Genomic DNA, 22,869 nt, shown 5'->3' with positions numbered 1-22,869 from the left:
CCCGCCACCCCCGAGTTGGCCGGCGGCCCGCAAGGGGCCAAGGCGCTGCGGCCGCTGCTGGACACCGTGCTCGACGCCCTGGCCACCGGGGCCGCCGAGCGCGGCGGACCGCTGCCGACAGGCGGCCCCGAGAGCGTCGCGGACGCCGTGCGCGAGGCGTGCGCGCCGCTCCTCCAGGACACCGGCGCCGGACCGCACGCCGCCCTGCGCGCGGTCGTCCGTACGCTCGCCGCCGGGGCCGCCGACCCCGCCGACCCGCACTGCGCCGCGCACCTGCACTGCCCGCCGCTCGCCCTCGCCACCGCCGCCGACCTCGCCGCCTCGGCCCTCAACCCCTCCATGGACTCCTGGGACCAGGCCCCCGCCGCGTCCGAGCTGGAAGCCCTGACCACCCGCGCCCTCGCCGAGCTCGTGCACCCGCAGGGGCCCGACGCCGAAGCCCTGGTGACCACGGGCGGTACCGAGTCGAACCAACTCGCCGTACTGCTGGCCAGGGAGCGAGCGGCCCAGGAGTACACGGCTCAGGGCCACTCCGTATGGGGGCAGGAGGCCGACCCGGAGCGCGCCGCCCGCGAGCACCGCACCCCCGCTTCACAGGGAGCGGCCGCGTACACGCCCTCGTACACAGCTCCGTACTCGCCCCCGTACGGTCCCTGCCAAGGCCTGGCGCACGGCTCGGGACCGGGTGGTTCGGGTCCGGGCGGTGCGCACACGGACGGGCATCGCGTCGGTGACCGGACCGGCCACGGCCCCGAGCACCCCGCCCGCCCGCACAACGGCGCCCACCCGCACCTCGCCGCTCACCCACACACCCCACACCCGTCACAGCCCGGCCCCACCGCACCCACCGGGCCGCCCCTGCAAGTCGTCTGCGGAGCCAACGCGCACCACAGCATCCACCGGGCGGCATGGCTGCTCGGACTGCCCGCGCCCGTCACCGTTCCCACGCCCGACGGCACGCTCGACCCCGGCGACCTGGCGGCGGCGCTCGACCGCCTGACCGGACCCCTCCTCGTCGTCGCCACCGCCGGCACCACCGACTCCGGTGCGATCGACCCGCTGCCCGCCCTCGCCGACGTCGCCGCCGCACACGGCGCCCGGTTCCACATCGACGCCGCGTACGGCGGACCGGTCCTCTTCAGCGACACCCACCGGCACCTGCTCACCGGCCTGCACCGCGCCCACACCGTCACCCTCGACCTGCACAAACTCGGCTGGCAGCCGGTCGCCGCCGGATTCCTCGCCGTCCCCGACGCCCGCGACCTCACCCCCCTCGACCACCGCGCGGACTACCTCAACGCCGACGACGACACCGAAGCCGGCCTCCCCGACCTGCTCGGCCGTTCGCTGCGCACCACCCGCCGCCCCGACATCCTCAAGATCGCCGTCACCCTCAAAGCACTCGGCCGCCGCGGCATCGCCGACCTCGTCGACCGCACCGTCACCGCCGCCCGCACCCTCGCCGACCTCATCGAGGCACGCCCCACCCTCGAACTGCACTCACGCCCCACCCTCACCACTGTCCTCTTCCGCCCCACCGGCGCCGACGACACCACCGTCGCCACCATCCGCCGCCGCCTCCTGCACGACGGCCGCGCCGTACTGGGCCGCGCCACCACCCCCACCGGCCTCTGGCTGAAGGCCACCCTCCTCAACCCCCACGCGCACCCCGACGACCTGCGCGCCCTCATCGACCTAGTGGAAGGCCACACCCCCCGATGACCACCGCCCCCACCCCCGACCCCCGCACCCCCCTCGACCTCGTCGGCGTCGGCATCGGCCCCTTCAACCTCTCACTCGCCGCCCTCGCCTCGCCGCTCACCGACCTGACCTGCGCCTTCTACGACCAACGGCCCGCCTTCCACTGGCACCCCGGCCTCATGATCGACGGCGCCACCCTCCAAGTCCCCTTCCTCGCCGACCTCGTCACCCTCGCCGACCCCACCAGCCCCTGGAGCTTCCTGAACTACCTCAGGCACCGCGACCGGCTCTACCCCTTCTACTTCGCCGAACGCTTCCACGCCCCCCGCGCCGAGTACGACGCGTACTGCCGCTGGGTCAGCGAAAACCTCCCCGGCCTGCACTTCCGCCACCAGATCGACGGCCTCCGCTGGAACGCCGAACACGCCGTCTTCGAGGTCGACCACACCCAGCTCGACGCCGAGGGCGAGGCCGAAGCACTCGGCAGGACATACGCCCGCAACGTCGTCCTCGGCATCGGCACCGCGCCCCACGTCCCCGAGCCGCTCCAGCCCCTCGCCGACGCCCCCACCCTCCCCGTCATCCACTCCGCCGACTACCTCGACCACCGCCAACGCCTGCTCGCCGCCGACCACATCACCGTCATCGGCTCCGGCCAGTCCGGCGCCGAGATCTTCCTCGACCTGCTCCGCAACCGCCCCACAGGTCACGAACGGTTGCACTGGCTGGCGCGCACGCCCGCCTTCGCGCCCATGGAGTACAGCAAGCTCGGCCTCGAACAATTCACCCCCGACCACACCCGCTACTTCCACGGCCTCCCCGAAGCCACCCGCGACACGCTCGTCCCCCAGCAATGGCAGCTCTACAAAGGCATCGACCACGACACCATCGCCGCCATCCACCAAGAGCTGTACGAACGCACCATCGACGGCGGCTGGCCCGATGCCGTCCTCACCCCAGGAGTCACCGTCCGCACCGCGGGCCGCATCGGCACCCACACCATCGAACTCCACCTGGAACACGCCCACCAGCACACCCGCAGCCGGCTCAGCACCGACGCCGTCGTCCTCGCCACCGGCTACCGTGAACGCAGCCTCGACGCCCTCACCGGCGCCCTCGACCCCTACCTCCGCCGCGACACCGCCGGCCGCCCCCGCATCGACGCCCACCACCGACTGCACCTCGACACCCGCGTGACCGGCTCCGTCTACGTACAGAACGCCGAACGCCACACCCACGGCGTCGGCGCCCCCGACCTCGGCCTCGCCGCCTGGCGCAGTGCCGTCATCCTCAACCACCTCACCGGCACCACGCCCTACCCCCTCCCCGACCGCACCGCCTTCACCACCTTCGGCCTGACACCGCAACCGGGCCACCAGCAGGCCCCCGGCGGGCGGCGGCTCCAGCCCCAGCCGCCCGCCGCCACACGCCCGTCAGAAGACCGGAACTCCGTCCCGCGTCAGCTTCCAGTCCACTGACGCAAAACGCGACGCGTCGATCGAGCCCGACTGCTTCACCCACTCAATGATCAGATTCCGGATCTCGTCCGACGTCACCCACACCTGCTCCGCCTTCGCCACATGCGGAAAATTCCCCCCACCGCTCGCCCGATAATTGTTCACCGCCAACACGAAACGGGCCGCCGGATCCACCGGCTTCCCGTCCCGCACCAGCTTCCCGATCCGCTGCCCCGCCGGCTTCGCAATGTCGATCTCGTACGAAACGCCGCTCACCGCGTCATAGTTGTAATCCGGAATGCCATCCGCATTCGTCAGCTTCGACGGATCCACCTCGCCACCCGCCGGCGTCCGCACGTAATACCGCGCCGAGAACTCCAAGTAATCCTTCAGCTGCGCGCCGGTCAACACTCGCGCCTCCAGCGTATTGTCGAACGGATACAGCGCCGCCATCGACCGGATCGTCACATCCCCCGCCGGCACCGCCGCCGTACGCGAGAAACACGACGCCTGCGACACCACCGGCAGCTCCGCGTACGCGCCCCCGGCCAGCGCCTTCCGCACCACCTCCGCCTGCACGAACGCGATGAAATCCAGCACCGGAGTGTCCTTGTACGGAGCCTCCGCCGCGGACAGCCGCGCCGTCGACCGCCCGATCACCTGGTTCACATAACGCACCACCTTCGCGTGGGCATCACGCAGCAGCCCCGAAATACGCGCATCCTCCGCCGCCGCATTCGAGTTCAGCACCCGCGCCGACACCGAATCCACCGACCAACGACCCTTTTCCCACGCCATCTCGATGTCGAACAACGTCAGCCGCTGCCCCCACTTCAAAGGCTCCGACAGCACCACCTCACGGCCCGTCCGCTCATTCTTCACCCGGTATTCCGCAATCTCCGTATGCGCGTGCCCCACCAGAATCGCGTCGATGCCCGGCACCTGCTGCGCCACCAACGCCGCCGCATTCTCCACGTACGGCAGCTGATCCCCGTACGAGGACGTGCCGCTCGACCCGGAATGCGCGGCCACGATCACCACGTCCGCACCCAGCGCCCGCAACCGCGGAACCCACTTCGCGGCCTGCTCCTCCAGACCGGGAAACGCCATCTTCCCCTGCACGTGCGCCTTGTCCCAGATCGCGATACCGGGATTCGTCAGCCCCAGAATGCCGACCCGGACGTCCCGCCCCTGCGGCGTGCGCAGCCGCTTGATGACATACGGAGGGAACGCCGGGCGCAGCGTCTTGGCGTCCACCGCGTTCGCGCCCAGCAGCGGGAAGTCGCAGTTCTCCTCGAACTTGCGCAGCACCGGAATGCCGTAATTGAACTCGTGATTGCCGAGCGCCGCGGCGTCGTAACCAATGGCGTTCATCGCCCGGGCCATCGGGTGCACCGGGCCGTTCGCGCCGGTGATCGGGTCCACCTTTGCGTAGTAGTACGCCAGTTGCGTGCCCTGGATGGTGTCGCCCGCGTCGATGAGAAGGGTGTTGCCGCGTCCCTTTTCGGCGCGTACCTCATTCACCAGGGTCGAAATCTTCGCCAGGCCGACGTCGTTGTGGGCCGCGTCGTCGAATTCCGCGTCCGTCGCGTAATCCCAGTTGAAGACATTGCCGTGCAGGTCGGTGGTGCCCATGACGGTGAACGCGTACCGCTTGCCGCCGCCGTGCCCCGTGGGCACCGCGGCGGCCGGCGCACTTGCGCTCGTCAGCGCCACCCCGGCACCGGCGGCGACGGAACTTCCCACAAACGTTCTGCGATCGAGCGGCATGACCTCTCCTTGACCGTCCGCATCCCTGCGGACCGTTGGCGTACGACTGGACGTACAGCGGAACAACGCGCGTAGATGGACGTCACGTTCGGGTGAACGACGCGCGTAGATTCTGGCGCAGGAGCCCCTCCCGCAACACCCCTCACAGGTTGCGATCAGATGACCGCCGCGCCGCCGACCGCTCCCGCACTCGCCTGACAAACCCCCGCCGCCGTGCGAGGCTCTGCGCAGCAGGACGCCGTCCGGAGCGAGGCCGCGCCGCGCCGCCAGAAGGAGCCCCCACCACATGACCGACGCGCCCACCACCAGCACCGACACCGCCCCCGCCGGAACCCCCGGCGACGCCCTCCCGTACGGCACCCCGGACGTCCCGCGCGTCGCCGTGCGCGGCGAAGCCCGCCTGGACGTCGCCCCCGAGATCGCCCGCATCGGCATCACCGTCCAGGCCCGCGGTACCGACCGCGCCACCGCGCTCCAGGACCTCACCCGCCGCAACGCCGAAGTGCTCGACCTCGTCAAGAGCTACGGCGAAGCTGTGGAAAAGCTCGCCACCGGCGCCTTCACCGTCACGCCCCAACTCACCCACAAGGGCCGCGGCGAACGCGTACGCGCCTACCACGGCAACGTCCACCTCACCGCCACCCTCACCGACTTCACCGCACTCGGCGAACTCGCCACCCGCCTCGCCGACCTGGAACTCACCCGCGTCGCCGGCCCCTGGTGGGACCTGCGCCCCGACTCGCCCGCCCACCGCGAGGCCCGCCAGCAGGCCGTACGCGAAGCCGTACAGCGCGCCCGCGAGTACGCCGAAGCGCTTGGCGCGCGCCTCGACGCGCTCGTCGAACTCGCCGACATCGGCGCCGAGAACGCCGCCCCCGCCGGCAACCCGATGCTCCGCTCCCGCGCCGCCTACGGGGGCGCAGCGCACGAGGAAACCGCCCCCGCGCTCGACCTCGAACCCCAGCAGCAGACCGTGTACGCACACGTCAACGCGCGCTTCACGATGACCCGGCCGGTGCTGTGACGTGAGGTTGCCCGCCGTGTGACGGGTGTACGCGGAGCCTCGCGGGGCGTGCGTACATTTGAGGGGCGTGCGGATGCGTGTACGAGCGCACGTGCAAGCCTCGAAAGCTGCTCATAGGAGCGGCGACTCGCGCATTCCAATACTTGTCAAGAGCCTTTCACTTCACCGCCGTTGGGCGGTCACTTCTCCACAGTTCTCTACCCACCGGTAAGTCATAGGGTCGACGCCATGCGCCGAGCAAAGATCGTCTGCACCCTGGGACCCGCCACAGATTCGTACGAGCAGATCAAGGCACTCGTCGAAGCCGGAATGGACGTGGCCCGCTTCAACCTCAGCCACGGCACCTACGCCGACCACGAGGCGCGTTACGAGCGGGTCCGCAAGGCATCCGACGAGACCGGCCGCAGCGTCGGCGTACTCGCCGACCTTCAAGGTCCGAAGATCCGCCTCGGCCGATTCCGAGAAGGCCCCGTCCTCCTCGAACGCGACGACGAATTCACCATCACCGTCGAACCCGATACCGAAGGCGACCGCCACGTCTGCGGCACCACCTACGAGGGACTCGCCGCCGACGTCACCACCGGCGAACGCATCCTCGTCGACGACGGCAAGGTCACCCTCGAAGTCATCGGCGTCGACGGCCCCAAGGTCCGCACCCGCGTCATCGAAGGCGGCATGGTCTCCGACCACAAGGGCCTCAACCTGCCCGGCGTCGCCGTCTCCGTCCCCGCGCTCTCCGAAAAGGACCAGGACGACCTCCGCTGGGCGCTGCGCACCGGCGCCGACGTCATCGCGCTGTCCTTCGTACGCAGCGGCCGCGACATCGAGGACGTCCACCGCATCATGCGCGAGGAGGGGCGCTTCCTCCCCGTCATCGCCAAGGTCGAGAAGCCCCAGGCGGTCGACAACATCGACGACATCGTCGCCGCGTTCGACGGCATCATGGTCGCCCGCGGTGACCTGGGCGTCGAAATGCCGCTCGAAACGGTCCCGATCGTTCAGAAGCGGGCGGTCAAGCTCGCCAAGCGCAATGCCAAGCCGGTCATCGTCGCCACGCAGATGCTCGACTCGATGATCGACAACTCCCGGCCGACGCGCGCGGAAGCGTCCGACGTCGCGAATGCCGTCATCGACGGCACGGACGCGGTGATGCTCTCCGGGGAGACGTCCGTCGGCAAGTACCCCACCGAGACCGTCCGGACGATGAGCCGCATCGTCGAGGCCGCCGAGGAGGACATCCTCGCCAAGGGGCTGCCGCCGCTCACCGAGACCAGCAAGCCGCGCACGCAGGGCGGGGCGGTGGCGCGCGCCGCCGCCGAGATGGGCGACTTCCTCGGCGCGAAGTTCCTCGTGGCCTTCACGCAGTCCGGCGACACGGTCCGGCGGCTCTCCCGCTACCGCTCGCCGATCCCCCTCCTCGCCTTCACGCCGGAGCCGGCCACGCGCTCCCAGCTGAACCTCACCTGGGGCGTCGAGACGTTCCTCGGCCCGACCGTCGACTCCACGGACGAGATGGTCGCCCAGGTCGACGAACAACTCCTCCGCATCGGCCGCTGCGAGCGCGGCGACGTCGTGATCATCACGGCCGGCTCCCCGCCCGGCGTACCCGGTTCGACGAACCTGGTCCGCGTACACCACATCGGCGAGGCCGACTCGCTGAAGTAGCGGCCCGGTTCAGTACTTCGGCCCGACGTGGGCGTCCGTGAGCGCCACGGACGCCCACGTCGGGCCACGGAGATGTTGTACGGCTCGCTGCCGCGGCGGGTGATTCGCCACTCGACGCCGACCTTGTCGAGGGTGTCGGAGCACAGCTTCCGGATGTCCGCGGATCGGTTGGTGAAGAAGTACCGCGGATACTCGTACCGCTTGCGCTCACCTCCGACCGTCCGGGTCGTCCAGTTGGTGACGCGGCATCCGTCGGAATGGAAGAGTCCCCGGATGAATAGCCACGGGTGCGTGTCCACGACTTGCTGTTGCCAGGGCTGCAGGGCGATGAGGCGATCGTGCTTCTTGCCCGACCCGTGCTGGGGTATCAGGCATGTCCAGTGGCGAGTGAACGACTTGACGTCGGCGCATCCTTGCCGTTGCAGTCGCGTCACTGTGTACCGGGGCATGACTCGACGTATCGCCGATTCGGCTTCATCGATGAGACCCGGCCATGCGTCGGCGCAGGTGACACTCAGGTAGTGCTGCCTGGGCTTGGAGATGATGTGGCCGTCGCCGAGATAGAGGCCGAGCACGTAGGCGTAGGCGGCGGCGTCGTCCGGAGGTCGAGGGGTGAGGCTGCATCGAACGCAATCCGGGGTGCGCGGGAGGGGCTCGATCCGGGTTTGCCATCTGGTGATCGCATGGCGGGATATGCCCATCTGCTTGCTCACGGAGTTGAGACTGCGGCCTTGCGCCAGGAGCGAGAGAGCGCGCTTGCGCGTCGCGATGTCGTACACGCTGAAGATCGTGGCGTGATCTTTACCATCGCGGGTCGGATCGAAGAGGTGTTCACCGTACGGAGTGAAGATCAGCGACCAGGCGCAGCGTCTTCGAAATGAAGGTAAAGTGCCCCGGGTGGGATTCGAACCCACGCTACATGGTGTTTGAGACCATCGCCTCTGCCGCTGGGCTACCGGGGCTTCCTTTGAAAGAAAGGCGAGCGGTGGCCCGCCGTTCTCCAAACATACAGGAGATAGGTAGGCTCGTGGGGCACCACCTGCCTGGAACGAGGAGTCACGTGAGCGCCGCCGAGCCCGAGCAGCCCGTCGCCGACGAGCAGTCGCACGTCCCGCCGCAGACCACCCGCGTCGTCATCGCCGAGGACGAGGCGCTCATCCGCCTGGATCTCAAAGAGATGCTGGAGGAGGAGGGCTACACGGTCGTCGGCGAGGCCGGTGACGGCGCGAAGGCCGTGGAGCTGGCCCGTGAGCACCGCCCCGACCTGGTGATCCTCGATGTGAAGATGCCCGTCCTCGACGGCATCTCCGCGGCCGAGCAGATCGCCGAGGAGAGCATCGCCCCGGTGCTGATGCTGACCGCGTTCTCCCAGCGTGAGCTGGTCGAGCGGGCGCGGGACGCCGGTGCCATGGCGTACCTCGTCAAGCCGTTCTCCAAGAGCGACGTCGTGCCGGCGATCGAGATGGCCGTGAGCCGGTTCACGGAGCTGCAGACGCTGGAGAAGGAGGTCGCGGACCTCACGCAGCGCCTGGAGACGCGCAAGCTCGTCGACCGTGCGAAGAGCATTCTGCAGACGCAGTACGGGCTGACCGAGCCCGCCGCCTTCCGCTGGATCCAGAAGACGTCGATGGACCGCCGGCTCTCGATGCAGCAGGTCGCCGAGGCGGTCATCGAGGACGCCGAGGAGAAGAAGCAGAAGGAGAAGGAGCAGCCCTCCGAGTGAGGGAGCAGCCCGCCTCGTAGAGGGGCTGTGCCGAGGGCCGCACCGTGATGACGGTGCGGCCCTCGGCGTTGCCCTCGTACAGGGGTCAGTCCTCGCCCAGGTACGCCTTGCGGACCGACTCGTCGTGGAGGAGGTCCTGGCCGGTGCCGGAGAGGACGATCTTGCCGATCTCCATGACGTGGCCGTGGTCGGCGAGGGAGAGCGCGGCCTGGGCGTTCTGTTCGACGAGGAGGATCGTCGTGCCCTGGGAGCGCAGTTCGCGGATGGTCTCCATGATCTTCTGCATCATGATCGGGGAGAGGCCCATGGAGGGCTCGTCGAGCATGAGCAGCTTGGGGCGGGACATCAGGGCGCGGCCCATGGCGAGCATCTGTTGTTCGCCGCCGGAGAGGGTGCCGGAGGCTTGTTTGCGGCGTTCGCCGAGGATGGGGAAGAGCTCGTAGATCCGCTGGATGTCGCGTTCTATGCCGGTGCCGTCCTTGCGGAGGAAGGCGCCGAGCTGGAGGTTTTCGGCGATGGTGAGGCGGGGGAAGAGGCGGCGGCCTTCGGGGGAGTGGGCGAGGCCGCGTTCGACGATCTTGTGGGGGGCGACGCCGTTGAGTACGTCGCCGTCGAAGGTGATCTTTCCGGCGAGTGGTTTGAGGAGGCCGGAGAGGGTGCGCAGGGTGGTGGTTTTGCCTGCGCCGTTGGTGCCGATGAGGGTGACGACCTGGCCGGCTTCGACGGTGAAGGAGATGCCCTTGACGGCTTCGATCTTGCCGTAGGCGACGCGGAGGTCCTCGACTTCGAGCAGGGCGGTCATCGCGCGTCTCCGTTCGGGGGGTTCTCGGGCGCGGTGCCCGTACCCGGGGCCGCGCCGTCTGTCGGCGGTGGCTCGGTACTTGCCGTACTGGCCGTACCGGCTGCATCGGCCCGCCGCGCTCCGCCCGCCCGCGGCTCGGCTGCATGCGCCTCCGCCGCGTCCACCTCGGCGGCTTCCTCGTCGCCCGGTGCGCCTTCGAAGGGCGTACCAAGGTATGCGGCGACGACGCGTTCGTCGGCCTGGACGACGTCCGCGGTGCCTTCGATGAGTTTTTCGCCCTGGACGAGGACGGCGACGCGGTCGCAGAGGTTGAAGATGAAGCGCATGTCGTGCTCGATGACGAGGACGGCGGTGCCTTGGTCGCGGATGGCGAGGACGAGGTTCTGGGTGGCGCGGGTCTCCTGGGGGTTCATGCCGGCGGTCGGTTCGTCCAGCAGCAGCAGGCCCGGCTCGCTCGCCAGCGCGCGGGCGATTTCGAGCTTGCGCTGTTCGCCGTAGGGGAGGTTGCGGGCGAGGTGGTCGCGTTTGGCGGCGAGGCCGGTGAATTCGAGGAGTTCCATGGCGCGGGCCTCGCTGCCGCGTTCGGCTTTCTTGAAGCCGGGGCCTCGTAGGAGCGCGGACCACAGGCCTTCTTTGGTGCGGGTGTGGCGGCCTACGAGGACGTTTTCCAGGACGGTCATGTTGGCGAAGAGGCGGATGTTCTGGAAGGTGCGGGCGACTCCGGTCTGGGTGACGAGGTGGGGTTTGTGGGAGAGGCGGGTGCCTTTGTAGCTGACGGTGCCTTCGGTGGGGGTGTAGAGGCCGGTGAGGCAGTTGAAGAAGGTGGTTTTGCCGGCGCCGTTGGGGCCGATGAGGCCGACGATCTCGCCGGGGGCGACGGTGAGGTCGACGGCGCGTACGGCGGTGAGTCCGCCGAACCGCATGGTGACGCCCGCGGCTTCGAGGACGGCGTCGTTGCTCTTCGTGACGGTGGTGGGTGTGGTCATGGTCCTCACGCCCCTGCCTTCGTAGCGCCGGTGGTGTTGTCGCTCAGGCGCTGTTCGGGTACGTCCGGCACGTCGAGCTGGCCGGTTTCGCGGAATTCGAGCTGCTTGCGGCGGTCGGGGATGAGACCTTCGGGCCGGTAGCGCATGAGGAGGACGAGGGCGAGGCCGAAGAGGAACAGCTGGTAGTCCTGGAGGAAGTCCAGCTTGGCGGGGATGAGGAAGAGGAGTGCCGCGCCGACGAGGGGTCCGCTGAGGGTGCCCATGCCGCCGAGGATGACGGCGGCGAGGAGGAAGGCGGAGTTGGGCGGTTGCGGTCCGGCGAACTGGAACTGCTCGGGTGTGACGGTCGTTACTACGTGTGCATGGACGGTTCCGGCGAGTCCGGCGAGGGCGGCGCCGAGGGCGAAGGCGAGCAGGCGCAGGCGGAAGGAGTTGATGCCCATGGCGATGGCGGCGGTTTCGTCCTCGCGGATGGCGATCCAGGCGCGTCCGATGCGGGAGGCGGCGGCGCGGCGGAAGACGAGGACGACGAAGGCCGTCACGAGGATCATGAGGAGGTAGTAGTTGCCGTAGGTGGCGATGGGCACGCCGAGGATGGTGTGGGGTTCGCCGAAGTTGAAGCCGAAGATCTCCAGGTTGGGGACGTTGGGGATGCCCATGGCGCCGTTGGTGACGTCGGGTCCGGTGGTGCCGTTGAGGTTGAGCATGGCGATGCGGAAGATCTCGCCGAAGCCGAGGGTGACGATGGCGAGGTAGTCGCCGCGCAGTCGCAGGGTGGGGGCGCCGATGAGGACGCCGAAGACGAGGGCTGCGGCGGCTCCGGTGAGGAGGGCTGCCCAGAAGGGGAGTTGGATGCCGAGGGCGGAGTCGGGGGAGCCGGAGACGAGGGCCGCGGCGTAGGCGCCGACGCCGAGGAAGGCGACGTATCCGAGGTCGAGGAGGCCGGCGAGGCCGACGACGACGTTGAGGCCCAGGGCGACGGTGGCGAAGATCAGGATGTTGGCGCCGATGATCGTGTACTCGTCGGTGTCCTGGGTGAAGGGGAAGGCGGCCGCGGCGACGAAGGCGGCGACGAGTGCGATGCCGCGGTGCCGGTGGGTGAGTGCGGTGAGGCGGTTGATCAGGCCGGCGCGGTGGACGGCGGCGATGGCGAGTGCGACGAAGAGGAGGTAGCCGACGAAGGGGGGTCCGTCCTCGGCGTCGATGCCGTAGGTGAAGGCGTAGAGGCCGATGCCGAAGGCGACGGCGATGAGGAGGATCTCGGCCCAGGCGGGGAGCTGTTTGGCGGGCCGGGGGGTGGGGACGGCCGCGCAGCTGTTGGTGAAGCGCTGCCACGGGCCGTGCGGGGGTGTGCCGGGGGTGTGGTCGGCGGGGAGGCCGAGTGCGCCGGCGAGGGCGATCAGTGAGGTGATGCCGGCGAGGAAGCCGCCGGGTTCGAGGTTGACCAGGCCGCCGAGCTGTACGGCGATGGCGGCGAGGGTGAACCAGGTGGCGGCGAAGGTGCCGAGGGCGGCGAGGAGGGCGGGTGCGTTGCGGCCGCCGGGGGTGAGGACGGTCAGGCCGCGGACGCCGAGGCCGGCGAGGGCGAAGGCGAGGGTGAGCAGGGCACCGGTGAGGGTGATGAGCTGGAGTCCGGCGGGGGAGCCGTAGTAGGTGAGGTCGCCGGGGAATTCGCTGCTCCAGGTCCAGGACATGCTGGTGGAGGCGGCGGTGGCGAGGGCGCCGGCGGCGGTGATGATGCGGGCGGCGCGTGCGGGGAGGGGGAGGAGGCCGGGGGTGGTCGCGGGGGTGTCCGCGGCGGCGGGGTTCGTGGTGGGTGCGGTGGTCATCGCTATCACGCCCGATCCGCGACGCGTTCGCCGAGCAGGCCCTGTGGTCGCAGGAGGAGTACGAGGATGAGGAGGACGAAGGCCCAGACGTCTTTCCAGGCTCCGCCGCCGAACTGGGTCATGCCGGGGATGAATTCCACGTAGGCGGTGGCGAGGGCTTCGGCGATGCCGAGGACGACGCCGCCGAGCATGGCGCCGTAGATGTTGCCGATGCCGCCGAGTACGGCCGCGGTGAAGGCTTTGAGGCCCATGATGAAGCCCATACGGAACTGGACCTCGCCGGTGCGCAGCCCGTAGGCGACGGCGGCGACGCCGGCGAAGGCGGCGCCGATGGCGAAGGCCAGGACGATGATGCGGTTGGTGTCGATGCCCATGAGGGCGGCGGTGTCGCGGTCCTGGGCGGTGGCCTGCATGGCGCGGCCGCTGCGGGTCTTGGAGACGAAGAAGCCGAGGGCGATCATGCAGATCGGGGCGGCGATGAGGACGAAGAGGTCGCCGCGCTGGACGGTGGCGCCCAGGACCTCGAAGGCATCGCCCTTGAACTGCGGGAAGACCCGGGCCTTCTTGGCGTCGGGGTACCACTTCCAGACGGCCTGCTGGAGTGCGATGGACAGGCCGATGGCGGTGATGAGGGGGGCGAGGCGGGGTGCGCCGCGCAGCGGGCGGTAGGCGAAGCGTTCGGCGGCCACACCGACGAGTACGGAGACGGCGATGCCGCCGATGAGCATGAGGGGGAGGGCCGCCATGAGGGACATGCCGGGCGGGAGGGCGAGGTAGACGGTGAGCGCGCCGAAGCCGCCGACCATGAAGATCTCGCCGTGGGCGAAGTTGATGAGCTGGACGATGCCGTAGACCATCGTGTAGCCGATCGCGATGAGTCCGTACATCGCGCCGAGGATGAGTCCGTTGGCCAGCTGTTGCGGCAGTTCGTTCACCGCAGGGCCTCCGTGGGGTGTGGAAGGTGCCGGTGTGCCGGGCAGGCGGGGAGTGTGCCGGTGTGCCCGGGCCGCGCCAGGTGGGGGTGAGGGACTGGCGCGGCCGGTGCGGGCGGATGGTGCCGGGTCAGCTCTTGTCGAACTTCTTGAACTCGGCGCTGAAGCGCGCCTTCCACTGCTTGTTGTCGACCTGGTAGGCGGTGATCATGGTGTTGGTGGTGTCGCCGTACTTGTCGAAGGCGACCTTGCCGGTGACGCCGTCGAAGGAGACCTTGTTCATGGCGTCGACGACCTTCTTGCGGGCGTCGTCGGGGAGCTTGCCGTTGTTGTCGGCGACGACCTGCTTGACGGCCTGGATGATGGCCCAGGTGGCGTCGTAGGTGGAGCCGCCGTATGCCTCGTAGCGGTCCTTGTAGCCGGCGGCCTTGTAGTCCTCGATGAACTTCTTGGCGGAGGGCAGCTGCTCGACGGGCTTGCCGACGGAGGAGGCGTAGTCGCCCTGTGCCTTCTTGTTCAGTTCGATGTAGTCGGCGCTGTACATGCCGTCGCCGCCCATGAGGGGGGCGTCGAGGCCGCCGTCCTTGAGCTGCTGGCTGAGCGGGCCGGAGGCGGGGTATTCGCCGCCGTAGAAGACCAGGTCGGGGTTGGCGCCCTTGGCCTTGGCGACGACGGCCTTGAAGTCACGGTCGTCGGGGCTGACGTGCTCGGTTCCGACGATCTTGCCGCCGAGCTTGGTGAACTGGTCCTTGAAGGAGGAGGCGAGGCCGACGCCGTAGGTCTTCTGGTCGTCGATGACGTAGGCGGTCTTGGCCTTCATCTTTTCGTAGGCGTACTGGCCGTCGAACGCGCCCTGGACCTCGTCGGTGGTGGCGGTGCGGAAGTAGGTGGAGAACTGCCGCTTGCGGTCGTTCTTCTTCCAGTTCTTGCCCTGGGTGAGGTCGGGCGTGGTGTTGGCCGGGGAGATGAGGGTGACGCCGTTGGACTGCGCGACCTGCTGCATGGACTGGGCGACGCCCGAGTTCAGCGGGCCGACGATGCCGAGTACTTCCTTGTCGCCGGCGAGTTTGGTGGCGTTCTGCTGGCCGGCGTTGGGCAGTGCCTTGTCGTCGAGGGGGCGCAGTTCGAAGGTGACGCCCTCGACCTCGTTCTGTTTGTTGGCGTTTTTCACGGCGAGGTCGGCGGAGTTCTTGATGCCCTGGCCCAGGGCGGAGAGTTCGCCGGTGAGCGGGGCGTCGAGGCCGATGACGACGGTGGCCTTGGAGCCGTCGCCGCTCTTGTCTTCGCCGCGGGAGCCGCACGCGGAGAGCGTGAGGGCGCCGGCGGCTACCGCGGTGGTGAGAATCAGCAAGGAACGGTGACGCACGATCAGTCCTTTCCCCTGGCGTGATCACGCTGTGGCGCGACCGTTCGCGCGCCGGGCTGTAAGGGGTGGTACAGGCCGTGCTGGTACAGCGCGCCCGGCGGCGCGGTGACTGGCGGTGATGGTAAGGCGGTCCCGTTCGCCGGGGCATCGGCGCCGACGAGGATGTGACGCTCTTGTTATGACCTTCGATGAGCGTTTAGTACTGATGGTCCTTACCGATGGGGCGTGTGCGCCAGGCGGAGCGTGAACTTGCACTTCTACGAGGGGATTTGCCGTACGACGTGGTCGGGGCGTCCGGAATGCGGTGCGGGCGGCGGTACGGGAGCGGCGCCGCTGCGGAGCGGGAGGCGTGCGCCGGAGGCGCATTGCGCGGGTTACGCAGCGTTAGGGCGGGGGAGGCGAGCGGGGGAAACGCGCGGCGGCCCCGCTCCGGGTGTCTCCGGAGCGGGGCCGCCGCGAGGCCGTCAGAGGCTGAATCGCCAGGTCAGGAGGGCTGGGCCGGGGATTCAGCGTCGCGCAGCAGGCAGGTCAGGCGGGCGCTGCAGACGCGCTTGCCCTGCTCGTCGGTGATGGCGATCTCGTACGTCGCGGTGGAGCGGCCGCGGTGCACGGGGGTGGCGACGCCGGTGACCAGGCCGGTGCGTACGCCGCGGTGGTGGGTGCAGTTCAGGTCGACGCCGACGGCGAGCTTGCCGGGGCCGCCGTGCAGCATGGCGCCGACCGAGCCGAGGGTCTCGGCGAGGACGGCGGAGGCGCCGCCGTGCAGCAGGCCGTAGGGCTGGGTGTTGCCTTCGACGGGCATGGTGCCGACGACCCGCTCCGGCGCTGCCTCCACGACCTGGACGCTCATCCGCGTGCCGAGGTGGCCGGCGGAGAACAGCGCGGGCAGGTCCAGGCCCTCCCCGGCCCACTGGTCGAGGACTTCCTGGGGGAACGCGGTCGTGGTCTGCTCGCCCATGGCGTACGGCTCCGTTCGCTTGCGCTGCTCGTCGTGGTCGCTGTTCGTCGGTGTCCGGGTGGTGTGGCCGTACGCGTACGGGGCCGACCCGGCCCGTGGGCCGGACGGGGCGGGCGTCGTGCCGCCCTCAGGCTACTGAGCGCGCGCTCAGTTCGGGGGTGCTGGGGCTGTGCGGCTCATCACTGGCCGGGCTGCCGTGGGAGGTCCGGCCGGCAGCGTCCAGGGCGGTCCCGCTGGGCCCCCGGCCGCGCTCGCCGGCCCGCCCGGGCCCCGGAGGGGCCGTGGGCGCGGCCAGGCGTGGGGCGGATGTCAGAGCTGGGTCGGCTCCAGCCTGACGACCACCGACTTCGAGGCGGGGGTGTTGCTGGTGTCCGCGGTGTGGTCCAGGGGGATCAGGACATTCGTCTCCGGGTAGTAGGCGGCGGCACAGCCGCGCGCTGTCGGGTAGTGGACGACCCGGAAGCCGGGGGCGCGGCGCTCGCTGCCGTCGGTCCACTCGCTGACGAGGTCGGTGTAGGCGCCGTCGGCGAGCCCGAGGGCACGGGCGTCCTCGGGGCGGACCAGGACGACGCGGCGGCCGTTCTTGATGCCTCGGTAGCGGTCGTCCAGGCCGTAGATCGTGGTGTTGTACTGGTCGTGCGAGCGCAGCGTCTGCAGGAGCAGCCGGCCTTCGGGGGCGGCGGGGAACTCCACCGGGGCCGCGGTGAAGTTGGCCTTGCCGGTGGCGGTGGGGAAGCGGCGGTCATCGCGCGGGGCGTGCGGCAGGGCGAAGCCGTCCGGGCTCGCGACGCGGGCGTTGAAGTCCTCGAAGCCGGGGACGACGCGTGCGATGCGGTCGCGGATCGTGGCGTAGTCCTTCTCGAACTCCTCCCACGGTATGCGGCTGTTCTCGCCGAGGACCCGGCGGGCGAGGCGGCAGACGATGGCCGGCTCGGACAGCAGGTGCGGGCTCGCGGGCTCCAGGCGGCCGCGGGAGGCGTGCACCATGCCCATGGAGTCCTCGACGGTGACGAACTGCTCGCCGCTGCCCTGGAGGTCCTTCTCGGTACGGCCGAGGGTGGGCAGGATCAGCGCGCGGGCGCCGGTGACGGCGTGCGAGCGGTTCAGCTTGGTGGAGACGTGGACGGTGAGGTTCGCCCGGCGCACGGCGGCTTCGGTGACCTCGGTGTCGGGGGTGGCGGAGACGAAGTTGCCGCCCATGGCGAAGAAGACCTTGGCCTGTCCGTCGCGCAGCGCCCGGATGGCCCGTACGACGTCGTAACCGTGCTCGCGGGGCGGCGCGAAGCCGAACTCCTTCTCCAGGGCGTCCAGGAAGGCGGGCGCGGGGCGCTCGAAGATGCCCATCGTGCGGTCGCCCTGGACATTGCTGTGGCCGCGGACGGGGCAGACGCCGGCACCGGGGCGGCCGATGTTGCCGCGCAGCAGCAGGAAGTTGACGACTTCCCGGATGGTGGGGACGGAGTGCTTGTGCTGGGTGAGGCCCATGGCCCAGCAGACGATCGTGCGCTTGGAGGCGAGGACCAGGCGCAGCGCTTCGTCGATCTCGGCGCGGGTCAGGCCCGTGGCCCGCAGGGTCTCGTCCCAGTCCAGGCCGTCGCCCGCGGCGGCGGCGAACTCCTCGAAGCCGTGGGTGTGCTCCCGGATGAAGTCCTCGTCGAGCGCGCCGTCGGTCTGCAGGAGGAGGTGGTTGAGCGCCCGGAAGAGGGCCTGGTCGCCGCCGAGCCGGATCTGCAGGAAGAGGTCGGTGAGGGAGGTGCCGCCGCCGGCCAGGCCGCGCGGGGTCTGCGGGTTCTTGAAGCGCTCCAGGCCGGCCTCGGGCAGCGGATTGACCGAGATGATCTTCGCGCCGTTGGCCTTGGCCTTCTCCAGGGCGCTGAGCTGGCGGGGGTGGTTCGTGCCCGGGTTCTGACCGGCGACGATGATCAGGTCGGCCTTGTGGAGATCCTCCAGGGAGACGCTGCCCTTGCCGATGCCGATGGTCTCGGTGAGGGCCGAGCCGGAGGACTCGTGGCACATGTTCGAGCAGTCGGGGAGGTTGTTCGTGCCGTACTCGCGGGCGAAGAGCTGGTACAGGAACGCGGCCTCATTGCTCGTGCGTCCGGAGGTGTAGAAGACGGCCTCGTCGGGGGAGACCAGGCCGGTCAGCTCCTCGGCGATGATGTCGAAGGCGCGCTCCCAGGGCACCGGGGCGTAATGGGTGGCGCCCTCGGCGAGGTACATGGGCTGGGTGAGGCGGCCCTGCTGGCCGAGCCAGTAGCCGCTGCGGCCCGCGAGGTCGGCGACGGAGTGGGCGGCGAAGAAGTCGGGCGTGACGCGGCGCAGGGTGGCTTCCTCGGCGACGGCCTTGGCGCCGTTCTCGCAGAACTCCGCCGCGTGCCGGTGGTCGGGGTCGGGCCAGGCGCAGCCGGGGCAGTCGAAGCCTTCCTTCTGGTTCACGCGCAGCAGCGTCAGGGCCGTGCGCTTCACGCCCATCTGCTGTCGGGAGATGCGCAGCGCGTTGGTGATGGCGGGCAGGCCGACGGCCGAGTGCTTCGGGCCGCTGACCTCGGGTGCGTCCTGTACCGGGTCCGACTCGGGTGCTTTGCCTGCCATGGCGGTCTCCCTGGGTGCCGATGATGCCGAGCTGCCGTGCGCGAGCAGCCGTTCCGTATATCACCATTCAGGCATCCGGATTGTGCATGGAACAAGTCTCCATGCGTTCCTTCCGCCTGTGATCGATCCTGCCACGCGCCACCGACCGTCGGCCGGTCGTCCACAGGACGTAATGGTGAGGGTGACGACGTTGTCCACAGGTGCCCGCCGGAACGGCCGGGGCGACCGTCGCGGCAGGGATTGTCAGTGGGGCGTGGCAGGATCGGGGGCGTGGCAGCAAAGGCAGCGAAGAAGAGCGAAACGACCGGCAGCGAGACGGCGGAGGGAGGGCGTCCCCGGCTGCTCCTGATGGACGGGCACTCCATGGCGTACCGGGCGTTCTTCGCCCTGCCCGCGGAGAATTTCACCACCGCCACGGGGCAACCGACGAATGCCGTGTACGGCTTCGCCTCGATGCTGGCGAACACCCTGCGCGACGAGGCGCCCACCCACTTCGCGGTGGCCTTCGACGTCTCGCGCAAGACCTGGCGCTCGGAGGAGTTCCCCGACTACAAGGCCAATCGCTCCAAGACCCCGGACGAGTTCAAGGGGCAGGTGGAGCTGATCGGCGAGCTGCTGGACGCGATGCACGTGAAGCGGTTCGCCACGGACGGCTTCGAGGCGGACGACATCATCGCCACGCTCGCCACGCAGGCCACCGAGCAGGGCTTCGAGGTGTCCATCGTCACGGGTGACCGGGACGCCTTCCAGCTGGTCAGCGACCACGTCACGGTGCTCTACCCCACCAAGGGCGTCTCGGAGCTGACCCGCTTCACCCCGGAGAAGGTGTTCGAGAAGTACGGCCTGACCCCCGCGCAGTACCCGGACTACGCCGCGCTGCGCGGCGACCCGTCGGACAACCTGCCGGGCATCCCCGGTGTCGGCGAGAAGACCGCCGCGAAGTGGATCAACCAGTTCGGTTCGTTCCAGGAGCTCTGCGAGCGCGCCGAGGAGGTCAAGGGCAAGGCCGGGCAGAACTTCCGTGATCATCTGGAGGCCGTGAAGCTCAACCGCCGGCTGACCGAGATGGTCCGCGACGTGGAGCTGCCCTGCGGCCCCGCCGAGCTGGTGCGCGAGGGGTACGACCGGAAGACCCTCACGGTGTTCCTGGAGGCGCTGGAGATCCGCAACCAGGGCCTGCGCGACCGCCTGCTGGCCGTCGACCCCGGAGCCGAGGACGCCGCGGACACCACCGAGCCCGTGCCGGGCGTCGAGATCGACGGCCTCGTCGCGGGCGCCGGGCAGCTCGCCCCCTGGCTCGCCGAGCACGGCAGCGCCCTTCTCGGTGTCGCCACGGTCGATTCCTGGAAGCTGGGCAGCGGCTCGGTCGCCGAGGTCGCCCTGGCCACCGCCGCCGGCCCCGCCGTCTGGTTCGACCCGACGCAGCTGGACGAGGCCGACGACCAGGCGTTCGCCGCCTGGATCGCGGACCCCGAGCGCCCGAAGGTGATGCACAACGCCAAGGGCCTGATGCGGATCTTCCCCGAGCACGGCTGGGAGATCGACGGCGTCACCATGGACACCGCCCTCGCTGCATACCTGGTCAAGCCCGGCCGGCGCTCCTTCGCGCTGGACGCGCTCTCCGTGGAGTACCTCGGCCGTGACCTGGCCCCCGCGGCGGCCGGTGACGGACAGCTGGCCTTCGGTGCCGACGAGCAGGCCGAGGCCGAGGCCCTGATGGCCAAGGCGCGTACGGTCCTCGACCTCGGGGCCGCCTTCGAGACGCGCCTGGAGGAGGTCGGCGCCGCCGACCTGCTGCGCGACATCGAGCTGCCCACCAGCGTGCTGCTGGCCCGTATGGAGCGCTCCGGCATCGCCGCCGACCGCGGCTGGCTGGAGCGCATCGAGCAGCAGTTCGCGGCCGCCGTCCAGCAGGCCGTCACCGAGGCGCACGCCGCCGCGGGACACGAGTTCAACCTCGGCTCGCCCAAGCAGCTCCAGGAAGTCCTCTTCAACGAGCTGGGCCTGCCCAAGACCAAGAAGACCAAGACCGGCTTCACCACGGACGCGGACGCCCTCGCCTGGCTCGCGGCGCAGACCGACAACGAACTGCCCGTGATCATGCTGCGCCACCGTGAGCAGGCCAAGCTGCGCACGACGGTCGAGGGCCTGATCAAGACCATCGCCGCGGACGGCCGCATCCACACCACCTTCAACCAGACGGTGGCCGCGACCGGCCGGCTCTCCTCCACGGACCCCAACCTGCAGAACATCCCCGTCCGCACGGACGAGGGCCGCGCCATCCGCCGCGGCTTCGTGGTCGGCGAGGGCTATCAGACGCTGCTGACCGCGGACTACAGCCAGATCGAGCTGCGCGTGATGGCGCACCTCTCCGAGGACGAGGGCCTCATCGAGGCGTTCACCTCCGGTGAGGACCTGCACACCACGGTGGCCTCGCACGTCTTCTCGGTGCCCAAGACCGAGGTCGACCCCGAGATGCGCCGCAAGATCAAGGCGATGTCGTACGGGCTGGCGTACGGCCTCTCCGCGTTCGGCCTGTCCCAGCAGCTGGGCATCATGCCGGACGAGGCCCGCAAGCTCATGGACAACTTCTTCGAGCGCTTCGGTGGCGTGCGGGACTACCTCCAGGACGTCGTCGACCGGGCCCGCGCCACGGGCTACACCGAGACCATGCTCGGCCGCCGCCGCTATCTGCCCGACCTCAACAGCGACAACCGCCAGCGTCGCGAGATGGCCGAGCGGATGGCGCTGAACGCCCCGATCCAGGGCACCGCGGCGGACATCGTCAAGATCGCGATGCTGCGCGTCGACGAGGCGCTGACCGCCGCCGGGCTCACCTCCCGGATGCTGCTCCAGGTCCACGACGAAATCGTGGTCGAGGTGGCGCCCGGCGAGCAGAAGCAGGTCGAGGAGCTGGTACGGCGCGAGATGGCCGGTGCCGTCGAGCTGCGCGCCCCGCTGGACGTCTCCGTCGGCTCGGGCGGGGACTGGGAGTCCGCCGCGCACTGACCCGTGCAGAGGTGGCCGGGGGCCGGTGAGGGACGCAGCTGCCCTTATCGGCCCCCGGCCGCTGCCTTTTCCGCCGGGGCGGCAGCGCCCCGTCCACGGCGGCGTCTGCAGTCGTTCAGGCGGACCGCCGCCGCCCACACCGGAAGCGCCATGCCCAGCCCGGCGCCGGCCCCGAAGAGCGCCGTCGGTACGTAGTCGAACCACGTCGCCGCCCCGCCGTACACCGCGTGCGCTCGCAGCACCCGGTGCCCGGCGCCCAGCAGTACGGACAGCGTCAGCAGCGCGCAGCACAGCAGCCGCCCCCGATTGCCGAGCGCGGGCAGCCCTTCGGGGGCGCCGCCCGTCGGCGCCCGATGGAGCGCCGAGCCTACGAACCACCCGAGGGCCACGAGCGCGACCGCCGAGGTGCCGTACTGCACGTACGTGTACACCGGCCACCCGGCGACCGGCTCCTGCAGTACGGGCAACAGCCGGACACCCCAGCGCCCGGGGTGGGTGAACGCGTCCCACGCGACGTGTGTGAGCGCGCCGAGCACCGCGGAGTACCAGAAGCGCAGCGCGAACCGCCCACGGGAGAGCCCCTGCCGCCCCGAACCACGGACCAGCGCCCCCACCCTGCCTTGCCACCTCGACGGCAGTAGTGCGAGCAGCGGATCGCGCAGCAGCAGCCAGCCTCCGACCAACAGGGCCGCGCACAGCGTGTCCACGGTGAGAACACCGGCCGGCGCGTGCGTGAATTCCCCGTAGGCCATCGCACCCGGCACGACCGTGTCCGCGTAGTACGTCAGATCCGGCGCGAAGGACCCTGCGACGAGCGCGGACACCAGCAGCGGCCCGCGCGCCGTACCGTTGCGGCGTACGGCAGGCAGCACCGCCGCGGCATGGCTGAGTGTGAACGGCATGATCCCTCTCCTGACCGGACTCGACCGTTGGACGTGATCGAGTGATCGATTCGAGGCAGTATGCCGGATGTGAGCAGACAGTGATGGCGAGCCGGGAACGGTAGCTGCGCGCGGGGAGTTGTCGTAGTGTCGCGTGCGTTGCAGCGCCGGGAG

15 protein-coding genes and 1 tRNA gene are annotated in these 22,869 nt (G+C 70.0%); 6 read left to right on the top strand and 10 right to left on the bottom strand.

Annotated elements, in window-relative coordinates; all coding sequences use genetic code 11:
- The first annotated feature begins 15 nt into the window (after positions 1-15).
- Both AB0I82_RS07895 and AB0I82_RS07890 read left to right on the top strand, forming a co-directional pair.
- Positions 16-1,722: a pyridoxal-dependent decarboxylase gene (locus AB0I82_RS07895; RefSeq protein WP_363256268.1), complete on the top strand. Its 1,707-nt coding sequence runs from the start codon at positions 16-18 to the stop codon at positions 1,720-1,722.
- A complete protein-coding gene (locus AB0I82_RS07890) occupies positions 1,719-3,179 on the top strand; it encodes a SidA/IucD/PvdA family monooxygenase (RefSeq protein WP_363256267.1) in 1,461 nt (486 codons plus the stop codon). Before AB0I82_RS07895 ends, AB0I82_RS07890 begins: the two co-directional genes overlap by 4 nt.
- On the opposite strand, the gene AB0I82_RS07885 is transcribed toward AB0I82_RS07890, so the two are convergent.
- Positions 3,135-4,928 carry a 5'-nucleotidase C-terminal domain-containing protein gene (locus AB0I82_RS07885; RefSeq protein WP_363256266.1) on the bottom strand — a complete coding sequence of 598 codons (1,794 nt, stop codon included), beginning with the start codon at positions 4,926-4,928 and terminating at the stop codon, positions 3,135-3,137. The two genes, AB0I82_RS07890 and AB0I82_RS07885, sit on opposite strands and share 45 nt — an antisense overlap.
- A gap of 286 nt (positions 4,929-5,214) precedes the next feature.
- Here AB0I82_RS07885 and AB0I82_RS07880 point away from each other — a divergent pair, with 286 nt between their 5' ends.
- Together AB0I82_RS07880 and pyk are read left to right on the top strand one after the other, a co-directional pair.
- Positions 5,215-5,952, top strand: coding sequence for an SIMPL domain-containing protein (locus AB0I82_RS07880; RefSeq protein ID WP_363256265.1), 738 nt, complete (start codon positions 5,215-5,217; stop codon positions 5,950-5,952).
- Positions 5,953-6,180: 228 nt separating this feature from the next.
- A complete protein-coding gene (gene pyk / locus AB0I82_RS07875; protein WP_363256264.1) occupies positions 6,181-7,617 on the top strand; it encodes a pyruvate kinase in 1,437 nt (478 codons plus the stop codon).
- Positions 7,618-8,506: 889 nt separating this feature from the next.
- Here pyk and AB0I82_RS07870 read toward each other — a convergent pair.
- Positions 8,507-8,579, bottom strand: a tRNA-Leu gene (locus AB0I82_RS07870).
- Between the two features lie 98 nt (positions 8,580-8,677).
- Between AB0I82_RS07870 and AB0I82_RS07865 the strand changes: the two genes are divergently transcribed.
- Positions 8,678-9,340 (top strand): response regulator, encoded by a 663-nt coding sequence (locus AB0I82_RS07865; protein ID WP_363256263.1) that lies wholly within the window; start codon positions 8,678-8,680, stop codon positions 9,338-9,340.
- 85 nt (positions 9,341-9,425) lie between these two features.
- Here the strand turns inward: AB0I82_RS07865 and AB0I82_RS07860 are convergent, their stop codons facing one another.
- The 7 genes from AB0I82_RS07860 to AB0I82_RS07830 form a co-directional block, all read right to left on the bottom strand.
- Positions 9,426-10,142 (bottom strand): ABC transporter ATP-binding protein, encoded by a 717-nt coding sequence (locus AB0I82_RS07860; RefSeq protein WP_363256262.1) that lies wholly within the window; start codon positions 10,140-10,142, stop codon positions 9,426-9,428.
- A complete protein-coding gene (locus tag AB0I82_RS07855; RefSeq protein ID WP_363256261.1) occupies positions 10,139-11,128 on the bottom strand; it encodes an ABC transporter ATP-binding protein in 990 nt (329 codons plus the stop codon). Before AB0I82_RS07855 ends, AB0I82_RS07860 begins: the two co-directional genes overlap by 4 nt.
- 5 nt (positions 11,129-11,133) lie before the next feature.
- Entirely contained in the window at positions 11,134-12,957 is a 1,824-nt protein-coding gene (locus tag AB0I82_RS07850; protein ID WP_363256260.1) for a branched-chain amino acid ABC transporter permease, read from the bottom strand.
- Between the two features lie 5 nt (positions 12,958-12,962).
- The gene (locus AB0I82_RS07845; RefSeq protein WP_363256259.1) at positions 12,963-13,892 is read right to left on the bottom strand and encodes a branched-chain amino acid ABC transporter permease; all 930 of its coding nucleotides are present in this window, start codon (positions 13,890-13,892) and stop codon (positions 12,963-12,965) included.
- A 127-nt stretch (positions 13,893-14,019) separates the two neighbouring features.
- Positions 14,020-15,240: a branched-chain amino acid ABC transporter substrate-binding protein gene (locus tag AB0I82_RS07840; RefSeq protein ID WP_363256895.1), complete on the bottom strand. Its 1,221-nt coding sequence runs from the start codon at positions 15,238-15,240 to the stop codon at positions 14,020-14,022.
- A 499-nt stretch (positions 15,241-15,739) separates the two neighbouring features.
- Complete coding sequence (locus AB0I82_RS07835; protein ID WP_363256258.1) at positions 15,740-16,213, bottom strand: hotdog fold thioesterase; 474 nt, start codon at positions 16,211-16,213, stop codon at positions 15,740-15,742.
- Between the two features lie 309 nt (positions 16,214-16,522).
- On the bottom strand, positions 16,523-18,805 hold the full coding sequence (locus AB0I82_RS07830) for an FdhF/YdeP family oxidoreductase (RefSeq protein ID WP_363256257.1): 2,283 nt from the start codon (positions 18,803-18,805) through the stop codon (positions 16,523-16,525).
- Between the two features lie 270 nt (positions 18,806-19,075).
- On the opposite strand from AB0I82_RS07830, the gene polA reads away from it, so the two are divergent.
- A complete protein-coding gene (gene polA, locus AB0I82_RS07825) occupies positions 19,076-21,814 on the top strand; it encodes a DNA polymerase I (protein WP_363256255.1) in 2,739 nt (912 codons plus the stop codon).
- Between the two features lie 44 nt (positions 21,815-21,858).
- On the opposite strand, the gene AB0I82_RS07820 is transcribed toward polA, so the two are convergent.
- Positions 21,859-22,716, bottom strand: a complete 858-nt coding sequence (locus AB0I82_RS07820; RefSeq protein ID WP_363256254.1) for a DUF4184 family protein — start codon at positions 22,714-22,716, stop codon at positions 21,859-21,861.
- Positions 22,717-22,869: the final 153 nt, after the last annotated feature.

The organism is Streptomyces sp. NPDC050315 (assembly GCF_040655775.1).
Lineage (GTDB): Bacteria > Actinomycetota > Actinomycetes > Streptomycetales > Streptomycetaceae > Streptomyces.
The sequence above is the reverse complement of the archived record's forward strand: the minus strand, read 5'-3'. Positions and strand labels throughout refer to the sequence as shown.

Excerpts from the sequence above, each read along its gene's own strand:
- AB0I82_RS07890 (WP_363256267.1), top strand. The coding sequence starts at position 1,719 with ATGACCACCGCCCCCACCCCCGACCCCCGCACCCCCCTCGACCTCGTC.
- AB0I82_RS07885 (WP_363256266.1), bottom strand. The coding sequence starts at position 4,928 with ATGCCGCTCGATCGCAGAACGTTTGTGGGAAGTTCCGTCGCCGCCGGT.
- AB0I82_RS07880 (WP_363256265.1), top strand. The coding sequence starts at position 5,215 with ATGACCGACGCGCCCACCACCAGCACCGACACCGCCCCCGCCGGAACC.
- pyk (WP_363256264.1), top strand. The coding sequence starts at position 6,181 with ATGCGCCGAGCAAAGATCGTCTGCACCCTGGGACCCGCCACAGATTCG.
- AB0I82_RS07860 (WP_363256262.1), bottom strand. The coding sequence starts at position 10,142 with ATGACCGCCCTGCTCGAAGTCGAGGACCTCCGCGTCGCCTACGGCAAG.
- AB0I82_RS07855 (WP_363256261.1), bottom strand. The coding sequence starts at position 11,128 with ATGACCACACCCACCACCGTCACGAAGAGCAACGACGCCGTCCTCGAA.
- AB0I82_RS07850 (WP_363256260.1), bottom strand. The coding sequence starts at position 12,957 with ATGACCACCGCACCCACCACGAACCCCGCCGCCGCGGACACCCCCGCG.
- AB0I82_RS07835 (WP_363256258.1), bottom strand. The coding sequence starts at position 16,213 with ATGGGCGAGCAGACCACGACCGCGTTCCCCCAGGAAGTCCTCGACCAG.
- AB0I82_RS07830 (WP_363256257.1), bottom strand. The coding sequence starts at position 18,805 with ATGGCAGGCAAAGCACCCGAGTCGGACCCGGTACAGGACGCACCCGAG.
- AB0I82_RS07820 (WP_363256254.1), bottom strand. The coding sequence starts at position 22,716 with ATGCCGTTCACACTCAGCCATGCCGCGGCGGTGCTGCCTGCCGTACGC.